General features: G+C 42.6%; 21 protein-coding genes and 1 pseudogene. 9 read left to right on the forward strand and 13 right to left on the reverse strand.

The window, feature by feature from the left end:
• Positions 1–255 (forward strand): hypothetical protein (locus BIV59_RS23935; RefSeq protein ID WP_205684391.1); only part of this gene is annotated, 255 nt, incomplete at its 5' end.
• A 110-nt stretch (positions 256–365) separates the two neighbouring features.
• Here BIV59_RS23935 and BIV59_RS12670 read toward each other — a convergent pair.
• Entirely contained in the window at positions 366–728 is a 363-nt protein-coding gene (locus BIV59_RS12670; RefSeq protein WP_071351864.1) for a HesB/IscA family protein, read from the reverse strand.
• A 208-nt stretch (positions 729–936) separates the two neighbouring features.
• On the opposite strand from BIV59_RS12670, the gene BIV59_RS12675 reads away from it, so the two are divergent.
• Entirely contained in the window at positions 937–1,647 is a 711-nt protein-coding gene (locus BIV59_RS12675) for a DUF2225 domain-containing protein (RefSeq protein ID WP_071351865.1), read from the forward strand.
• A 166-nt stretch (positions 1,648–1,813) separates the two neighbouring features.
• Here the strand turns inward: BIV59_RS12675 and BIV59_RS12680 are convergent, their stop codons facing one another.
• Positions 1,814–2,050 carry a YuzB family protein gene (locus tag BIV59_RS12680; RefSeq protein ID WP_071351866.1) on the reverse strand — a complete coding sequence of 79 codons (237 nt, stop codon included), beginning with the start codon at positions 2,048–2,050 and terminating at the stop codon, positions 1,814–1,816.
• Between the two features lie 430 nt (positions 2,051–2,480).
• Here BIV59_RS12680 and BIV59_RS12685 point away from each other — a divergent pair, with 430 nt between their 5' ends.
• The 3 genes from BIV59_RS12685 to BIV59_RS12695 all read left to right on the forward strand — a co-directional run bounded on the left by BIV59_RS12685 (position 2,481) and on the right by BIV59_RS12695 (position 4,461).
• A complete protein-coding gene (locus BIV59_RS12685; protein WP_071351867.1) occupies positions 2,481–3,548 on the forward strand; it encodes an NAD(P)/FAD-dependent oxidoreductase in 1,068 nt (355 codons plus the stop codon).
• A 200-nt stretch (positions 3,549–3,748) separates the two neighbouring features.
• The gene (locus BIV59_RS12690; RefSeq protein WP_071351868.1) at positions 3,749–3,922 is read left to right on the forward strand and encodes an asparagine synthase; all 174 of its coding nucleotides are present in this window, start codon (positions 3,749–3,751) and stop codon (positions 3,920–3,922) included.
• A gap of 290 nt (positions 3,923–4,212) precedes the next feature.
• Positions 4,213–4,461, forward strand: coding sequence for a DUF2164 domain-containing protein (locus BIV59_RS12695; protein WP_071351869.1), 249 nt, complete (start codon positions 4,213–4,215; stop codon positions 4,459–4,461).
• A gap of 519 nt (positions 4,462–4,980) precedes the next feature.
• On the opposite strand, the gene BIV59_RS12700 is transcribed toward BIV59_RS12695, so the two are convergent.
• Together BIV59_RS12700 and BIV59_RS12705 are read right to left on the reverse strand one after the other, a co-directional pair.
• Positions 4,981–5,286: a DUF3243 domain-containing protein gene (locus tag BIV59_RS12700; RefSeq protein WP_071351870.1), complete on the reverse strand. Its 306-nt coding sequence runs from the start codon at positions 5,284–5,286 to the stop codon at positions 4,981–4,983.
• A 256-nt stretch (positions 5,287–5,542) separates the two neighbouring features.
• A complete protein-coding gene (locus tag BIV59_RS12705; protein WP_071351871.1) occupies positions 5,543–5,872 on the reverse strand; it encodes a YuzD family protein in 330 nt (109 codons plus the stop codon).
• Positions 5,873–6,020: 148 nt separating this feature from the next.
• Here BIV59_RS12705 and BIV59_RS12710 point away from each other — a divergent pair.
• Positions 6,021–6,242, forward strand: a pseudogene (locus tag BIV59_RS12710) (NifU family protein); the annotation flags it as partial.
• A 117-nt stretch (positions 6,243–6,359) separates the two neighbouring features.
• On the opposite strand, the gene thrB reads toward BIV59_RS12710, so the two are convergent.
• The 6 genes from thrB to yutH all read right to left on the reverse strand — a co-directional run bounded on the left by thrB (position 6,360) and on the right by yutH (position 13,147).
• Positions 6,360–7,292: a homoserine kinase gene (gene thrB / locus BIV59_RS12715; protein WP_071351873.1), complete on the reverse strand. Its 933-nt coding sequence runs from the start codon at positions 7,290–7,292 to the stop codon at positions 6,360–6,362.
• Positions 7,289–8,350 carry a threonine synthase gene (gene thrC / locus BIV59_RS12720; protein WP_071351874.1) on the reverse strand — a complete coding sequence of 354 codons (1,062 nt, stop codon included), beginning with the start codon at positions 8,348–8,350 and terminating at the stop codon, positions 7,289–7,291. The genes thrB and thrC overlap by 4 nt, the downstream gene beginning before the upstream one ends.
• Complete coding sequence (locus BIV59_RS12725) at positions 8,347–9,645, reverse strand: homoserine dehydrogenase (protein ID WP_071351875.1); 1,299 nt, start codon at positions 9,643–9,645, stop codon at positions 8,347–8,349. Before BIV59_RS12725 ends, thrC begins: the two co-directional genes overlap by 4 nt.
• Positions 9,646–10,119: 474 nt before the next feature.
• Positions 10,120–11,034, reverse strand: a complete 915-nt coding sequence (locus BIV59_RS24060) for a L,D-transpeptidase family protein (RefSeq protein WP_240501898.1) — start codon at positions 11,032–11,034, stop codon at positions 10,120–10,122.
• 40 nt (positions 11,035–11,074) lie between these two features.
• Complete coding sequence (locus tag BIV59_RS12735; protein WP_071351876.1) at positions 11,075–12,058, reverse strand: 2-hydroxyacid dehydrogenase; 984 nt, start codon at positions 12,056–12,058, stop codon at positions 11,075–11,077.
• Positions 12,059–12,145: 87 nt separating this feature from the next.
• Positions 12,146–13,147: a spore coat putative kinase YutH gene (gene yutH / locus BIV59_RS12740; protein WP_071351899.1), complete on the reverse strand. Its 1,002-nt coding sequence runs from the start codon at positions 13,145–13,147 to the stop codon at positions 12,146–12,148.
• Between the two features lie 175 nt (positions 13,148–13,322).
• Between yutH and BIV59_RS12745 the strand changes: the two genes are divergently transcribed.
• The gene (locus BIV59_RS12745; RefSeq protein ID WP_071351877.1) at positions 13,323–13,820 is read left to right on the forward strand and encodes a phosphatidylglycerophosphatase A family protein; all 498 of its coding nucleotides are present in this window, start codon (positions 13,323–13,325) and stop codon (positions 13,818–13,820) included.
• Between the two features lie 526 nt (positions 13,821–14,346).
• Here BIV59_RS12745 and BIV59_RS12750 read toward each other — a convergent pair.
• From BIV59_RS12750 to BIV59_RS12760, 3 genes are all read right to left on the reverse strand, one after another.
• Positions 14,347–15,117 (reverse strand): TIGR01457 family HAD-type hydrolase, encoded by a 771-nt coding sequence (locus BIV59_RS12750; protein ID WP_071351878.1) that lies wholly within the window; start codon positions 15,115–15,117, stop codon positions 14,347–14,349.
• A gap of 182 nt (positions 15,118–15,299) precedes the next feature.
• A complete protein-coding gene (locus BIV59_RS12755) occupies positions 15,300–15,737 on the reverse strand; it encodes a DUF86 domain-containing protein (RefSeq protein ID WP_071351879.1) in 438 nt (145 codons plus the stop codon).
• 19 nt (positions 15,738–15,756) lie between these two features.
• Positions 15,757–17,061, reverse strand: a complete 1,305-nt coding sequence (locus BIV59_RS12760; RefSeq protein ID WP_071351880.1) for an EAL domain-containing protein — start codon at positions 17,059–17,061, stop codon at positions 15,757–15,759.
• Positions 17,062–17,273: 212 nt separating this feature from the next.
• On the opposite strand from BIV59_RS12760, the gene BIV59_RS12765 reads away from it, so the two are divergent.
• Both BIV59_RS12765 and BIV59_RS12770 read left to right on the forward strand, forming a co-directional pair.
• Entirely contained in the window at positions 17,274–17,540 is a 267-nt protein-coding gene (locus tag BIV59_RS12765; protein WP_071351881.1) for a DUF3055 domain-containing protein, read from the forward strand.
• Positions 17,541–17,613: 73 nt separating this feature from the next.
• On the forward strand, positions 17,614–17,886 hold the full coding sequence (locus BIV59_RS12770; RefSeq protein WP_071351882.1) for a cytosolic protein: 273 nt from the start codon (positions 17,614–17,616) through the stop codon (positions 17,884–17,886).
• Positions 17,887–18,336: the final 450 nt, after the last annotated feature.

Below are 18,336 nucleotides of genomic sequence, written 5' to 3' on the forward strand. Positions count from 1 at the left end.
TTTAAGAAAAGAGCCTTATTTTTAAATGGAAAATCGATTCATTTGAATCCTTATTCAAGCCAAATCCTCTTCCATTCGAGCGAGATTGCATCGGATTCGATCCAAATCAAAATGCTCACCAAAAAAGAGAATCAAAACGTATTATCCTGTTTTATTGTAAATAGTTTCATCATAGCCCTATTAGGGATCGTCCATTTCCATTACAAAACAAAAAAGCCAAATCCCTTTAATAAGAGACTTGACTTCTTTTTTTAGCAAATAGGCTGATTCAAGCACAAAACGAGACGATCCTCCACGCCAATCAGCTAGCCGATTTCTTAAGGCTGCACTTCAATCAGCGGCCCCGGATAAACAGAGTTCAGCATCTAGCAATTCTCCGGAGTTCCTGCATTCGTTGCTGTCTTAAAGGATGATCCGCAGCCGCAAGATGCGATTGCGTTCGGGTTTTCGATGGTAAACCCGCCGCCCATTAAGGATTGTTTATAATCAATGACAGTGCCATTCAAGATGGGGGCATCCTCTCCGTCTACAAGGACAGCTATGCCGAATTGCTCATCTTTTTGATCATTCTCTCCGGCTTCCTGTTCGAAGCCCATTCCATAGGATAATCCGCTGCATCCGCCGCCCTTTACCGCTACCCTTAAAAGGGACCCTTCTTCTCCGTTATGTTTCATCATTTCTTTTATTTGAAAAGCTGCCGCTTCCGTAATTGTTACAACTTCACTCATTTGTCATCCTCCTTATCAATCTGCGTAAGGCATATTCTATTTATCAGTATATACCAGGAGATAATGGCTTCTCAACTATCCCGCATTTAGGCTGTTAAAAGAATTGCTTCCAACGAAAGAAATATCCGCTATAATAAAAATATAGTCATAATATACTATATGCCAAATATGCCAATTGAACCATACAAATACATAAGGAGTGAAAATTATGGAAGGAATACAGCCGTTGTTTGACCGTAAGATGGAATGCATATATTGCCAGCACAAATCCAGCGTTAAAAATATCCGTTCGCGTTTTATTAAAGTTTCAAGCTATGATACTGATTTCTGCCCGCAATACAGCGCTGAAAGCGAAAATGCCCTCTTATACAATATTCACGTCTGCCCTAATTGCGGCTTTTCCTATTCTGCAGATTTTTCTCCATACTTTCCGCCTTCCACCAGGGAATCCATCGAGGATAAAATTTGCGCAAACTGGGTCCCTCATGATTTCGGGGGCGAAAGAACTATTTATGAGGCTATTAAAACTTATAAACTAGCCAGTTATTGTGCTGTACTAAAAAAAGAAAAGCATATCACCATTGCCGGAATTTATTTAAGACTGGCTTGGCTGTTCAGGCTGTCAGAGGATTCTGCCCAGGAAATCCGCTTCATGAAACTAGCACGCCAGGAATACATGAATTCCTATTCTACAGATGACTTTAAAGGAACACAGGTCTCAGAAGTTAAACTTTTATACCTTGCAGGAGAACTATCAAGAAGAATTTCAGATCTTCCCTCTGCAGTCAGGTACTTCTCTATGGTGATAGAACGCCAGAAGCAGACGACAGAACCCAAAATTGTGGAAATGGCAAAAGAGCGCTGGCAGGAAATCCGCGAAGATAAGAAATCCCAGTCTGCTGAACTAATCGGATCTTGAGGCAGATGCCAAAAAGGGACAGGCTCATTTCAGCCTGTCCCTAATTTGTATTTATATGGTACTTGTCCCGAAAAGCTCAAATGCCTGCCATTACCCTGACAGAGCCGCAAGCGGCTTACTCAGAATGAAGCCATAATTGATTGATATTTATACTTGTTACTCTCTATTAAAACATTGGATTGTCTTCGAGATATTGGTAAATATTCCGGACAAGCTCCTCTGTGGTGTTTCCTGTTACAGGCTCTCCATTCACCAATGCAAATAAACTTCTGGCACACTTGCCGCAATAGCTTAAGCACCCATACTCAACAATATCAAAGTTTGGGTCTCTTTCCAATTGCTCTAATGCTTCTTGAGAGCCGCTTGCCAGGTTGCTGATACAAAACTCGATAATTGGATTCATTCTACCACCTCACTATCACTAACAGAATATCCTACCCTTTTTCTTTACTCCAGTCAACTAATATAGAATCAAACAACATACTTTTTTTATAATTAAGTTGTGATTTTTTCACAATTTCGATATACTTTTGTATGGTATTTAAAAATATTTTACAAATAATCCTGCAGTAACGGGCAATCATAACCTGCTTAAAAAATGGAATTACAATGAAGCAGAAAAGAGTTTCTGTAAAATCCCGAATGGTAGGCCTTGCTGCCAGCGGGAGGCTGAATGCCTCCGCTGACAGAAGTTTTACTTTACTGCAAAAACAAAACGAACAGCATAGAACAAAGGGATCAGGGGGATTTTTTTGAATGCTGCATAATGGCAGCTGACGGCTGAGCACTTAACGATCTAACCAATAAGATCATACACAAAGGGGAAATTCAAGATGAAGAATTTAGTCATACTTGGCGGCGGTTACGGCGGAATGAGAATCCTTCAAAGATTACTGCCAGGACAGCTTCCTGAAGATGTAACGATAACACTTGTTGACCGTAATCCATATCATTGCTTAAAAACAGAATATTACGCACTTGCAGCTGGAACAATCTCAGATCATCACATCCGTATGGCCTTTCCTGAGCATCCTCGCCTTAAGATCGTTTACGGTGAAATCGTTTCCGTGAACACAGAGGAAAAGCAGGTTATCTTAAAGGATAAAGATCCTTTAAACTATGATGATTTAGTCATCGGCCTGGGCTGTGAGGATAAATACCACAATGTGCCTGGAGCAGATACCCATACCTACAGCATTCAAACCATGCATAAATCAAGAAAAACATATCAGGCACTTAACAATCTTGGCGAAGGAGCAACAGTAGCCATTGTTGGTGCAGGACTTAGCGGTGTGGAATTGGCAAGTGAATTGATAGAGAGCCGTTCGGATTTAAACATCAAACTATTCGACCGCGGTGCACATATCCTTTCAGCATATCCTGAGCGCTTAAGTAAATATGTGGAGAGCTGGTTTACAAAGCATGATGTTGAAATTGTCAATAATTCCAATATTACGCGCGTTGAACCTAACCTTCTTTATAACCATGATGAAGCCATTCCATGCGATGTCATTGTATGGACTGCCGGCATTCAGCCAAGCAGGGTCATTAGAGAAATGGATATTGAAAAAGACCGTCAAGGAAGGGCTGTATTAACTCCGCAGCATTTCATCCCGGGCAGCGACAGTGTCTTTGTAGTAGGTGACTGTGCAAGCCTTCCGCATGCTCCAAGCGCACAATTAGCTGAAGGACAAGCTGAACAAATCGTTCAGGTTTTGCTGAAAAAATGGGCAAATGAGCCGCTTCCCGAAAGCTTCCCGGTCATTAAGCTCAAAGGAGTCATGGGCTCACTTGGCAAAAAACACGGATTTGGCCTTGTAGCAGACCGTGCCATTACAGGCAGGGTAGCACGTCTCCTAAAATCAGGCATACTATGGATGTACAAGTATCATAACGGATAAGTATTTTGCTCCTTATATACTTTTACTAACCCCTTCTAAAAAAGGGGTTTTTTACATTCATGAGGGGTTTCTATTTCGATTTTGAGGAGCGCTTTGGAAAAACTTAATTATTTTGAGTAAGTACATATGTTTTATTTCAGATGGTCATCCTAAAAAGCGGGTAACAACCCTTACTAACTTCGATGTGGAGGGATACTTTAATGAATATACGTGAAGGTATGATCCCAACGGTTTTAGGTTCTGTAGTTACTGCTGCTGGCTATGCCATGAAGCAAAAATCCGGTTCCAACAAAATGATTGCAAACACAGTTTTCGGATTTGGTTTAGCGCATATTGTATTAGGTACAATTGACCTTGTAGAACATCGTCGTTAGTAAACATGAGGGCACTTAATGTGCCCTCATGTTTACTTTTTATGTTTCATAAGTGACGTGATATTCGGTACATGCTTCAATTTCCCGGCATTTACAAAAAGAGAACCTTATCAGGCACCCGTTCCTCAACAATCTTAAATCATCCTAAACGGAACAGTTTATATTCTGCAGGGATGAACTGCGAATTTTCTTCTTCCCGTGTACATACTTTTTTGAAATATTAAAGCCTTTGATTTCATTGCTTACCCATGTATAGTTACAGGCATATCATATTTCAAGGAGTGGTTTTTTTGTTTTTAAATCTTTCAAAAGAGCAACAGCAATTAATGATTTCCGAAATTCAAACTTTCTTTTCACTAGAAAGAGATGAAGAGATAACTGAATTTGCGGCAGAAAGAGTCTTAGATTTTGTAAAGGAGTCACTTGCTCCCCATTTTTATAATGCGGCTATCCAAGATGCTAAACACGTTGCTGAACAACAGTTTTCTTCACTTGAAGATGAAATATTAACTCTTGAACGCCCACTAAAAAACATATGATTTTTTTAGAGTGAATCCATTGGGTTCACTCTACACCTTTTTTGCTTTAATTTTCCCCATTTTCCTTATATACTTCACTACACACATACTTCAATGCTGTTGAAGGAAATATAAGCTTGCCAGCAATTTATGAAAGGTTTGGGCAAGATGAGAAGTCAAACACAAATTTACACCCAAGTCATCTGATGCAAAGTAAATTGATGTACGTATCTCTAAATAAGTTATCTGCTCTAAAAATAATGGTTTTTTAAAATATTGTTATATAGTTAGAATTCGATTTATACGCATCACAGTTTAGTACAATAAACCCTGGTTTGTAAATAATCATCTGAGATAAGGGTATTCTCATCGCTCTGGAAACCCCTTTGAACACAGTTTCTTAAAATTATTCTTCTTAGCTGCAATCGCAAATAAAAAAGTCCCCCTGCATCATAACTTCATACAGAGAGATCTCTATTCAAAATTGCTGTTCATGGTTGTTTCCTTTTTCTCCTTGATACGGGGGAAATCCCCTGTTTATTATCCTACTAACTTAACAAGCAGATGTGCCAGTTTATGCTGTTCGTCCTTGTCGCCGACCTTCCAAAGTTCTTGAAGAAGTTTTTCTTCGCGGTTGCGCGGCTCTTCATGTTTAGCCAGATAGCTCGCCACTTTTTCAGCTGTTTTAGCAAGCTGCTCTTCATTCAAACCCAGTTTTTCACCTTTAGAAACCTTATCTCCTAAATAGTCTTTGAATTCCTGGAAGCTAGATAGGATTTGTTCCTTTTGATCTCCATCCATGTTTTGTAATTTCTCTTCTACTTTATTAACATTTGTTTCTGCCATTTTGCATTCCTCCTTTTATTGTTTACACGTATTAAATAGCCATGTTTTATTCCTTTCAAACCTATCGATGTGTTCTGTATTTTTAAGAATTTTTCTTTCAAAAGCTCCCGTTATTTTTGTCTGCAAATAAAAAAGGGACTGATTTCACGCAGTCCCCCCTACTCTTGCTATTCTTTTAGATGACTTTTTTATAACTGCCTGATCTGCCGCCATATAAATAGCTGATAGCCCCCGCCCGTGCTGTAAGTCTCATTAATTATTCAGCAGAGACGTATCCATAGGTTTCCATCGTTTTGATAATCGATTTCAGGCGGGGATTTCCTTCCGCAATAATTTCATCTTCAATCAAAACAACCGGATAAAACAAATCTTCATCAATGACCCTTTGTGCAAAAGCCTTTATTTTGGTTTCTTCTGCGGGATTGAAGATATCAATATATGTCACAGTGAATGGCTGTTCCGGGAACTTCCTTGCAAGCGCAGCCTCAAGCCACTCATAGGTGTCTTTTGAGGATGGCAGGTTCACACAGCTTGCACAAATCTGTTCGGCGCCGTATATTTGAATTTCAACTTGTTTTTTCTCCATAAACGTCTCCCCCTCTTTATCTCTATTGTAACTGATACCGCTCTGAAGAAGATAGGAGATTTTAGGTGAAGTTTCAGTTGGATTTTTTCATATGATGATATTATAATAAGTATTAGGAAAGGAGTCGATTGCAATGTCTGAACAAGCAATGGAAACTCAGGTTCAAGAGGTATTGGATAAGCTTCGCCCGTTTCTTCTTAGAGATGGCGGCGACTGTGAACTTGTAGACGTAGAGGATGGCATCGTTAAATTGCGTCTTCTTGGTGCATGCGGCAGCTGCCCAAGTTCTACAATTACCCTTAAAGCCGGTATCGAACGTGCTTTGCTGGAGGAAGTTCCAGGAGTTTTAGAAGTTGAACAAGTATTTTAATAACGATCCTATAAAATAAAGCTGACTCTTCTTGAGTCAGCTTTTTTCTATGGGCTATTTCCCGCGCACATGCCGCTAAATTTCCTCCAGCAGCGGATTCTCATATTTCCAATACTCTTATGCTGGATACATCTGGCCTTTTCCCTCCGTTAAAATGGCCGTTTGGCTGCCTTCATTTACGATTTCGATAATCTTGATACAGAAATCAGGAAATTCCTTAATCAGAATCTCCTGGATGCTTTTAGCCTTCTCATCTTCAACCAGGCAAAGTACAGTTGGCCCTGCCCCGCTTAAAGCTGTGCCTATGGCTCCTGCCCTGGCAGCCACCTTCTCTATCAGCTCCATATGCGGCACAAGATGTGAGCGGCAGGGCTGATGAAATCTGTCTCTCTTCATCATGGCCCCGGCAATTTCCCACTTCTTAGCTAAAATGGCCCCCAATAACACATTTGCCGCAGCACTTGCACTGACGGCATCCATGAATGACAAGGTATTCGGCAAAACATTTCTGGAGTCTTCTGTTAATAATTCATAATCAGGAATCACAGCAACCACTTTGATTCCTTCCACCGGAAACGAAAGGATATCGGTCCGCTCCTCCGTATGCCACCCTGCCACAAGACCGCCATATACAGAGGCTCCAGCGTTATCAGGGTGGCCTTCCAGTATAGAGGCCTGCCTGTTTTTTTCGTGCAGGGAAAGCTTTAGGCCGCATACGATATTTGCCAATTCAATTCCTGCTACAATAGCTGACGCACTGCTTCCAAGCCCCCTTGCAAGAGGAATCTCGCTCTGAATAAACAGTTTGCAGGGAGGAAGCTCTCTTCCGTAGTGCCGGGCTGTTTTTATGGCAACTGAAACTATATAATTACTTTCATCTGCGGGAAATACAGATAATTCCTCATTCATCGGAATGACTTCCCACTTATCCGACAGGCAGCCCTTCACTTCCAGATACAATCCCAGCGCAAGACCGATGGAATCAAAGCCCGGCCCAAGATTAGCTGTGCTTGCCGGAACACGGATCAAAAACATCTCTCCTGCTTTCATAGAACAGGAGATCCTTGCAGATGTCTTAGAATGACTTCTTCATCCATCGGGAGTGCAGCAGGCTTAATATCACTTGTTTCCACAGCTGCATTGGGATCCTTCAATCCATTACCTGTGAGGACAGCCACAATCTTGCTTCCTTTTTGAATCTCGCCGCTTTTCAATCCCTTGAAAATGCCTGCGATGGATGCGCAAGATGCAGGCTCTGCGAATATGCCCTCTTTCCTGGCCAGAAAATGATAAGCCTCCAGAATTTCTTTATCAGACACTTCATCAATTTTGCCCTTGGACTCATTTGCAGCCTCAACCGCTGAGTTCCAGCTTGCAGGGTTTCCAATGCGGATTGCCGTCGCAATGGTTTCCGGACTTTCGAATATCCGGTTATGAACAATGGCTGCTGCACCTTCTGCTTCAAATCCCCTGATTACAGGAAGCCCTGTCGCTTTCCTATTATGATATTCTTTAAATCCCTTCCAGTATGCCGTAATATTGCCCGCGTTCCCGACTGGGAGAGCCAGGATCTCAGGTGCACTCCCCAAAGCGTCGCAGATTTCAAAGGCAGCGGTTTTTTGTCCTTCAATCCGGTATGGATTAACAGAATTGACTAAAGTAACTGGCGCTGTTTCACTAATATTCCGTACAATCTTCAGCGCCTGATCGAAGTTCCCCTTTATCGAAATAATTTCGGCTCCATACATAACAGCCTGCGCCAGCTTTCCCATCGCAATTTTCCCTTGAGGGATGACCACAATGCATCTCAGATTTGCTCTTGCCGCATACGCGGCTGCCGCTGCAGAAGTATTGCCAGTTGAAGCGCATATGATTGCATCGCTTCCTGCCTCTGCCGCTTTGGCAACAGCCATGACCATGCCCCTGTCCTTAAATGAACCTGTAGGATTTGCACCTTCATACTTCACATACAGCTCAATATCCCATTCGTCTGAAATCCTGCTGCATTTTATCAAAGGGGTATTGCCCTCATGAAGAGATAGCTCCGGTGTATGTTCAGTAAGCGGCAAATAATCACCATATTCTTTTAAAAGGCCTCTCCAGCTCATAAGATGTTCTCCCCCTCAACACGATATGTACTTTCAATTCCTTTTACCATTTCATAGCTCTCAAGCTTGTGGAGAATGTTCTCGTAATCGCTTAAGGAAGCGGTATGCGTGACAAGTACGATTTCCGAGTAATCTTTGTCTTTTAAAGGCATTTGGAGAATTTTATCAAATCCCACACCATGTTCGGCAAATAATAGTGTAATGTTGGCAAGCACCCCGACTTCATCTTTCACATGAATCCGGATAAAGTACTTTGCAAAAATTTCATCTGGTTTTTTCAGTGATTTGGAAAACTGCGGGGACACAGCACTCTTTCCATTGACTCCCAGCCTTAAATTCTTAAGCACAGCCACAAGGTCGGACACAATGGCAGTCGCAGTCGGCAGACTTCCTGCGCCTGGTCCATAAAACATCGTTTCCCCAACCGCTTCACCATACACATAAACCGCGTTATATTCATTATTCACTCCTGCCAGCGGATGGCCTTCCGGAAGCAGGGCTGGCTGGACACTTACCTCTACTTTATCTCCATCTCTAGAAGCAAGTCCGATCAGCTTCATGGTATAGCCTAGTTTTTTGCTGTATGTCAGATCCTCTTCAGATATTTCAGTGATCCCTTGAACCTTAACATCAGCTAAATCAATGTTCATTGAAAATCCCAGTGTGGATAATATGGCCATTTTTCTTGCTGCATCCAATCCGCTGACATCTGAGGAAGGATCTGCTTCAGCAAATCCAAGTTCCTGGGCTTCCCTTAATACTTCTTCATATGCGCTGCCGTTTTTGCTCATCTTTGTAAGGATGAAGTTTGTAGTTCCATTGACAATACCCATAAGCTTAGTAATGCGGTCTGATGATAAACCGTCGACTAAGCCTCTTAAAATAGGAATTCCGCCGGCAACACTCGCCTCATAAAATAAGTCGCAATTATTTCGGGATGCAGCAGCCAAAAGCTCAGGGCCATATAAGGCCATCAGGTCTTTATTAGCTGTAACAATATGTTTGTTATTGGCTAATGCTTTCAATAAATATTCTCTTGTTAACTCTATTCCGCCCATCACTTCAATGACTGCATCTATTTGGGGATCCTCAAGTATCTCTGAAGGGTCCTGAGTAAGCAGATTTTCATCAATGGACACAAGCCTCTCTTTTTCTATATCCTTTACTAGTACCTTTTTAATTAAAATTGGACAGCCAATCTGGTGCATAAGCTTGTCTTGGTGATTTTCAATAATTTTCACGACTCCAGAACCTACTGTTCCAAGTCCCAATAACCCAATCGAAATGGCATTCACGATGGCTCCCCCTCTTCACTGTACTCCATATAAATACAAACGTTTTTTCCTTGTAGACATTATAAAAGTTTATCAAATTATTTACAATAGTCTGAAACTTGATCACAGCTTGATGTAATCGCTTTACATACAGGGAGAGTAAGACTTATTCATTTTCAAAAAAATATATCTTTAACTGATTTTTCCTATTGTTTTGTAATTCAACCATCTTTAAGAAAGGCTTTTTTCTTAAAAATGGTTGTTTTTTTATATGTTCTGTGAGGCGATCACGTAGTTAAACCGGGTTGATTGGAGCGTAAGGCGCGAGACTCCTGCTTAGATTAGCGGGAGGCGAGACCCCTGGATGCTCACCGCTTGCGTGGAAAGCGAGCATCCTGGAGCGGAAATCAGCCCGTTGTTCAATAGCAACAAAGTTTACGAAAAACTTAGGAAAAGAGCGAAAAAATAATAGAAACCAGCTGTGAAGGCCGTCTTTTATAATTTTTCGAGATAATCAGGGGTACCTAAGAATATCCTGGGATTTTGTTTTGGGTCCAGCCAGTTTAAGATGCTGCGGACATTGTTTTCAGCTGTTGCTGTACATCCGGCCGTCCTGCTGTTCTCCCCTCTCCATACATGCAGAAATACCGCACTTCCCTTTCCCTTGATGATTGGGTTTGTATTATAGTTGATGCTTATCCCATATTTATAAAGGGGATGGTTCATCCTTTCAAAAGAATGCCATCTCTTTTGGGGATTTCCCTTATAATGGATCCACTTATTATAGTCCCTGGAAGATGTATCATCTATCCAATAATCATATGCCCCCGTTTTTTTATAGGGCCATGTGACCCCTGCAGGCTTTGCTGAACTGCCAAATGCTGTACCAAAGGAAAAAGTGCCCATAGGAGTTTTTCCATCTCCTTCTTTTTTGCTGCCGGCAAATCCATTATACCCGATGACACTTTTCATTACCTTCAGACTTCTCCGCCACGATCCATAAACCTTTTCATAGGCTTCCAGGTTTACTTTTACAGAGTCAGTCTTTGATCCTGTGACAGCAAGAATTTGATGGACTTCCTTTTTCCTCCCGATTTTTGAGAACAGCTTAAGCTGTTTTGAACTGAATACCTCTGATGTTCCCGCTGCTTCTGTATAACCCGTTTTTCCGCTGATGCAGACTGTATACCAGTTATTATTCCGGCTGACAGCAGAAATCTTTTGTTTTCCTGAAAGCATCTTCAAGGTCTTCGAGCGATTGTCACGCGCAACCTTAATGGCATGCTTAGCCGGAACCACAATTTGAAAATTCGTTTTTGCACAGCTTGGCTGTTCTTGGGCACTGCTATCCGGTGCAGCAAAAAGAGAGAGTATTAGAGAAGTGATCAGTAAAACAGTCAATGATTTCATTTTTTGGCGCCTCCTCTTAGCTGTATGTGCGATATGGTCTTCATTGGCCCTTCCATCCCTTATTTACAAGGGCCAGTGGTCTTTCACCACGCAGGACCCTTTCAATATTTCCGCAGCAAAGGTTCATCATCTTTGTTCTAGTTTCCCTGCTTGCGCTCCCGATATGCGGCAGTGCCACTACATTAGGAAGGGAAAGAAGCGGATGTGATTTCTGTATAGGCTCTTTTTGAAAGACATCGAGTCCGGCACCTGCTATTTCTCCTTGTACCAGGGCATTATATAAATCCTCTTCATTTGTTGTCGCCCCTCTTGAAACATTAATGAAGATGGCTGTGTTTTTCATTTTCTTAAAAGCTTCAGCATTGAACATTCCTTGTGTTTCGTCTGTTAACGGAGCGAGGCATACAACAAAGTCCGATGAAGAAATAAGTTCATCAAAGCTGCAATAAACAGCACCGAGCTCATATTCCGAGGCAGGCTTGCGATTACGGTTATGATAGAGAATTTTCATATCAAAACCTGATGCCCTTCTGGCCACCGCTTCCCCGATTTTCCCCATCCCAACCAGGCCGATTGTTTTATGATGAATATCCGTTCCGGCCAGTAAAAAGGGACTCCAGCTTTTCCAATTTCCTTCTTTCACCGTTTCAAAAGCTTCTGTGATTCTCCGGGCAGAAGCCAGCAGCAGTCCAAAAGTCAGGTCCGCTGTTGTGTCTGTTAAAACATCAGGTGTATGGCAAACTGCAATTCCCTTTTCATCCGCAGCCGCAATATCGATGTTGTCATAGCCAACAGCAAGGTTTGCAATAACGGAAAGATGTTCTGCCTGATTGATCATTTCCCTGTCAACACGGTCAGACAGCATGGTGAGCAGTGCATCAGCTTTCTTTGCTTCTTCCCGCAAGATGTCTCCGGGAACTGGAATATCTTCACTTTCCCATACCTTCACCGTAAAGTTTACCTTAAGGCGTTCAATGGCTGATGGAGCTATTTGCCTTGTAATGAATACATACGGCTTGTCCATATTATTCTCCTTCCCATGTCATGATGGCATTTATAGCCTAATCATAACATAGGAATATCCAGTTTTACCCTGAGACCATTTTCCCTTTTAAAGCCAGCCTAATTCAGGAAGTTTATAATGCCTGGCAGGTATATGCGCCAGCTCATAAAAACCTGAAAGGAACTCTTCATAATAGCCGGATGATTCTGCATAGAACTGAAGCTTTTCTTCCAGTACAATGGATCGTGATTCAGAGGGCTTCAAATAATATTCTTCGATTGTTTCGTAATAATGCAGCGGAAAAATAAGCCTGGCATACAATAGCCTTGATGAAAATCCGGATAGCCGCTGCACACTCTGATAATCCTGCATGAACTGGGAAATTCCGGGCTGATGTGTATGGACATTGCCATTATAATGCTCCCGGATCCATTCGCCCGCATCACGGCTTGCATGGTCGAATATCCAGTCAAACGGATTTTTTATACAATACTTCCCGCTCCAGGTCGCTTCCGAAAATCGCTCATAGCACACTGTGCCTCCATCTGATTCTTCCGGATTTCCGTCAATTTCCGTATCCACAAGATATTGAATGGCCGTTTCTCCCAGTGACATGTAGTAAGGAAAGGTCTCGATAAACAGCTGTTCAAATTTTGTATGAGGGTGTGCCATCAATTTTTCATTCCACATTCTCTCCAGCTGATCAATCCGCTGCTCCCAAAGCTGCCTCCAATTTCCTATTCTTGAGCATTTTTTTATAGGATAGCTGATGGTCCTTGCCCTGTGATGGAACTTGGCAAGCTTTCTCCCAAGCCTGTAGCTTCTCGGCTCATCGAGTACAGGATTAGCCAAGAGAACAAACATGGCACCGTCCGCATCTGATATATAGCTGCCGTGATTCGAAGCGACAAAGCCCGAAACATATCTGTCTCCCTGCTGAAGCAGGTGCTCAGACATTTTTTGCCTTTCCTCCAGCTCCTCTGGTTCCAATTCTTCAAGAGGAATAATACTATATATCACATTACCGGAATAAAAAGAGGGAAATCTGCTGCCCGCTTCTTCTTTTTCAACCGTAATATTGTAATTGCTGTAGATCACATCTTCAATCACGCAATCATCGCCGCCTTTATGTAAAAGTGTAAACAGGTCAATAATGGACATTCTAATTTATATATATGATAACTTAGCTGTTTTCTGCATACTTCTTGCAGAATGTTCGAAAACCGTCCATTGATTCCAAAAAGGGTCGGTGGCCATTAATTACAAGGAAACCGGAGGCAGAGGCATGGATGATAAAATAAACAATCTCTCTGAGCAGACAGCAAGAAGATGGCTTGATGAGAGGGGCGTAAAGATTAAGGATATTGCAGAGCTGGTGATGTTTCTGCAGTCAAATTATCACGAAAACCTGCAAATAGAAGAATGTATTGAAAATGTCGAAAGAGTTCTTTCCAAGCGCGAGGTGCAAAATGCCATACTTACAGGAATCCAGCTGGATGTCCTCGCCGAGAAAAACCTGCTCGAAGACCCGCTGCAATCAATAATCCGAACAGATGAAAGCCTGTACGGAGTCGATGAAATCCTGGCTTTCTCCATCGTAAATGTATATGGCTCAATAGGATTCACCAACTACGGCTATATCGACAAACTAAAACCCGGTATCCTAAAATATCTAAATGATAAAAGCACAGGAATGGTCCATACCTACCTGGACGATATCGTCGGAGCCATAGCAGCAGCAGCCTCCAGCAGACTCGCACACCGCGTAAGGAATGAAATCTAACCAAAAGCGCAAGCGCCTTGGTCAGCCTCGACCAGCATAAGACGCATCAGAATAGAAGGCGCTTTTTGCCTTCAATTCTGATGTGGCTTATGACCTCGAGAGGCTAGGCGCTGAAGCTGGATGAAACCTAAAGCGCAAGCGCCTTGAACAGAGGAACAAAGACTAAGAACTCCGCGTCCTGCGGCAACGTCTTTGTGACCCCCATCCTTTGGGGCCCTCGACCAGCATAAGACGCATCAGAATAGAAGGCGCTATTTGCCTTCAATTCTGATGTGGCTTATGACCTCGAGAGGCTAGGCGCTGAAGCTGGATGAAACCTAAAGCGCAAGCGCCTTGAACAGAGGAACAAAGACTAAGAACTCCGCGTCCTGTGGCAACGTCTTTGTGACCCCCATCCTTGGGGGCCCTCGACCAGCATAAGACGCGTAAGAATAGAAGGCGTTCTTTGGTGCGGAGTCTTATAGATAGGTAAACAATAAAACAGGCCTGACTAGCCCAATAGGCATGGTCAGACCTGTTTTTGTTTTCAATCTTCAAATTTCCAGAAATCAAGGGAATCGATGGCATGTGTAGGCATTTCGTTGTAGCCCCTAAGCAATTCTCTGGTCGTTACGCCAGTATGCACAAGCAATGTATCCATCCCCGCATTGATGCCTGCAAGAATGTCTGTATCATAGTTGTCCCCAACCATAATTGTATCCTCCTTAGGGACGCCAAGAACTTTAAGGGCCTGTTCTACGATGATGGATTCAGGCTTGCCGATAAAAATTGGCTGAACGCCTGTAGAAACAGTTATGACAGCTGTAATCGATCCATTTCCAGGTAATAATCCTCTTTCCGTGGGGAGGGCTATGTCGCCATTTGTTGAAATAAAGGTTGCTCCCTTTCGGACAGCCAGGCAAGCTTTAGCAAGCTTCTCATAGTTAATGTCCCTGTCGATGCCGACTACTACAAAATCCGGATTTTCATCATCAAAGGTCATTCCCTTTTCTTTGAGCGCCGCCTTTATGCCTTCCTCACCAATCACATAGACGGAAGCATTTTTCTTTTTTTCCGCTATGTAATTCGCTGTGGCCATGCTTGTTGTGAAAACCTGATCATCTTCCGTCGGAATGCTGAAATCCCGCAGCTTTCCTGCCACCTGTTCAGGGGTTCTAGAAGAATTGTTGGTTACAAATAAATATGGAATGCCTCTTTTTATCAGCTCATCGATAAAGTCCCCGGCTTCTTCTATTTTTTCACTGCCTCTGTACATCGTTCCGTCTAAATCAATTAAATAGCCTTTATACTGTTTCAATGATGTCCTCCTTCTGATTTGCTGCAGCAAACAAATCTTTATATATAGTGCCTCTTCCTCTGCTGACAAATCCATGCATTCTATTTTCACACGAAACATTCTGATAAAACAAGAAAAAGACAGGCATAACGTTAATTACAGCCTCAGCAGCCAGTAATTATATGCCTGTCCCTTATAATAATTTAATTCTTAAAAGCCGAAACCGGCCCCAGTTCATTTGCCAGATACTCTCTTACAGCGGCCGGGTATTGTTTAAACGCTTCCAAGTTGCGTGTGAATCCGTCAGCTATTTCATTATGGGAAGTGCTCAGGTAATCCTGGATCAGCATTTTGCGAAGCGGCAGCATTTCTTTAAATTGAATAGCTGTACCTTCCGTAATCACTTTTTCATCCTGCAGAATATCGAGAATATCCTCATAGCTGCCGGGATCTCTCATGATAAAGCCATCAATCAGGGCATTTCCTGTATCCAGTACCGCGTCAATCGAGACTTGTACAATCCTCTGCAAGGCCAATTCGGAACGAGTACCCTCCCAAACCGGATCGCTTTCAAAGCTTTTAATCTGCTGTTCAAGAAACACTAAGATTTGTTCAATTTTCTGTCTGTCTACAAAGTACATCTTCCCAGATCCTTTCTGCCTAAGATGACATAGGGATTTTTTCCATCGTGGCAGGTTTTGCATAGAAATATCCCTGTGCCAGGTCAACCTTATTCCTTGATAATACCATAGCTTCGGCGGCACTCTCAATTCCTTCAGCGACAACAAGGGATCCGGCTTCCTTCGCAATGAGCAGGAGTCCTTTCAAAATAGACTCTTTAATTGTGCTGCTGTCTATATCCTGGATGACCGAACGATCAATTTTAATGATGTCAGGGATAACCTCGCTTATCGTATGCAGACTAGCATATCCAGCACCAGTGTCATCTACGGCAACCCTGAAGCCAAGTGAGCGGAGCAGCTTAATATTCTTAGCAAAGTAGGCTAAATCGTCAATTGAATCCCGTTCGGTAATTTCTATGACAATCCTTTCAGAATGAACATCCTGATATTTGCCCAGCATATTTTTCATATCGGAGACGAAATTTTCATTTCCAATGGTCACGGGAGTAAAGTTAATGAATACCTGCTGCCTGGACTGATTTTCAGTAATCTGGTGAAGTGTTTTTTCAAGTACAATCATTTCAAGATCATACAAATGATTGGTTTGCCTAGCAACAGAAAATAGGGATAACGGGCTTTCCAGCTCTGTCCCGACAGGACCCCTTGTCAATACTTCATACGCTCTTATTTCACTTGTGGCCACATCAAAAATCGGCTGAGCCATAAGCCGGATGTTTTTATGCATAATAATCCTGTTCATTTGCTGAACTAATTGATTAAACTCCGTCTCGACTTTGCGTTCCGCCATGCTTATCGCCTGCTGCTCTGCTTTTCTTATTGCCTCTTCTGCGGAATAATGCTTCTTTTCAACAAACATATACCCTGTATTAAATTCCGCATCCACATCTGGCAAAGTGTATTTTATCCGCTGTTCAGCTTCTCTTAAAACTGTATATGTAATGGCATCTATCTCGAGGAGACTTTGCTTTTCCCCCCCAGTCCGGAGCATAAGCGTGATTCCATCTGTATTATAATCATGAAGCACCAAAATCTCTTCTTCCGGAACAAGGTCCAAAATCACTTCTTGAAAGGTTTTATTTCTGCAGCCTCTATATGTATGGTAGCGCTCATAACCGATGCTTTCGGTTAATTGCTGCTGGTTCTTAATGGTAAACACGATGACCGCAACTTCAAATCCCGATTCCAAAGCATTCCTGACACCGCTGACAACGGGATTTCTCAAAATAAACTGCGGGGGATAAAAGCGGATTTTTGAATGGGAGGAGAAAATTTTCATCCATTCAGCTAGTCGTTTCTTCCCTGTTCCGTATGGCTGTCTCATAGTATACATCCCTTCTGGGTGGACAATATTACCTATATATTATCATAATTATTAAAAAAAAGCGGACTTTTGTTATTTTTTATGGAATGCCCGCACATTTGTCCCGTGACTTTAGATAGATCCGCAAGAATTTGCAGTCAAAATCCGACATCCATTCCCTGTTTTCTTTTGTTATGATGGATATAATGATGCAGGAGAGGGAGAGATATCCAATGACTGAGCGATTTTTTTTATACAACGATTACCTGGATACGAAAACCAGGTTTGTGAGTTTTATGGGAGACCAGTCCAGGATGGATTTGGCCATTGTCGTGACCGACCGGTTTTATGGAAAAAAACTCGTACTGGACATGCAAAGCAGCCGGTTTGCCATCATAGGACACGATGATTTAGAGGAAGAAGGATATTTGGAGCATGTTTTCCGCTTATCGGATGAAGAAGCAGAAGAGCTGCGGAGTTTTTTATACGAAGTCATTTAAAGCCTCCCCTCATGATTGTGCACCCTTTGGATATCCTATAAAGAGTGCTTACCGATCATTACGAGGTGATAATATGGATAAGAAAGAAAAATATTTTGATTTCTCAAACGTTGAAAAACAAAGAAACTTCATCATTCCTGAAGACTTGCCAGAAGGGCCCTACGGTGCACCACGCGGAAAAGACACACCTGTCGAAAACAAAAGCACACCATGGGAAGAAGGACAGCGCTACCAAAGCGCATTTAACTATGAAAACAAATCCCTTCACGAAGGCATACCGCGCCAAATGGATGGCGCCCACCCAACACACGACGACCCAAAAACAAACCAGCAAAAACCTTACTAAGGATGCGGAAGCGCCTGTCCTGCTTGTGAAGGAAATAGGGCTTTGATCTTGAAGCCGCTTTTCGGCTTCTGGAGCAAAGCATCTTTTCCACAGCAAGCAAGGCGCTGCAGCTGGACTATCAAGGATGCGGAAGCGGACGTTCAGACCCGTCAAGCATAAGACGAAGCTATTTGGAAGGCGGTTTTCCCTTCCCAATAGCTTTGGCTTATTACCTCGAGGGTCTGGCCGCTGCAGCTGGACTGCTAAGGAGGAGGAAGCGCCTGTCCTGCTTGTGAAGGAAATAGGGCTTTGATCCTGAAGCCGCTTTTTGGCTTCTGGAGCAAAGCATCTTTTCCACAGCAAGCAAGGCGCTGCAGCTGAACTACTAAGGATGCGGAAGCGGACGTTTAGACCCGTCAAGCATAAGACAAAGCTATTTGGAAGGCGGTTTTCCCTTCCCAATCGCTTTGG

The organism is Bacillus sp. MUM 13 (assembly GCF_001866725.1).
Taxonomy (GTDB): Bacteria; Bacillota; Bacilli; order Bacillales; family DSM-1321; genus Peribacillus.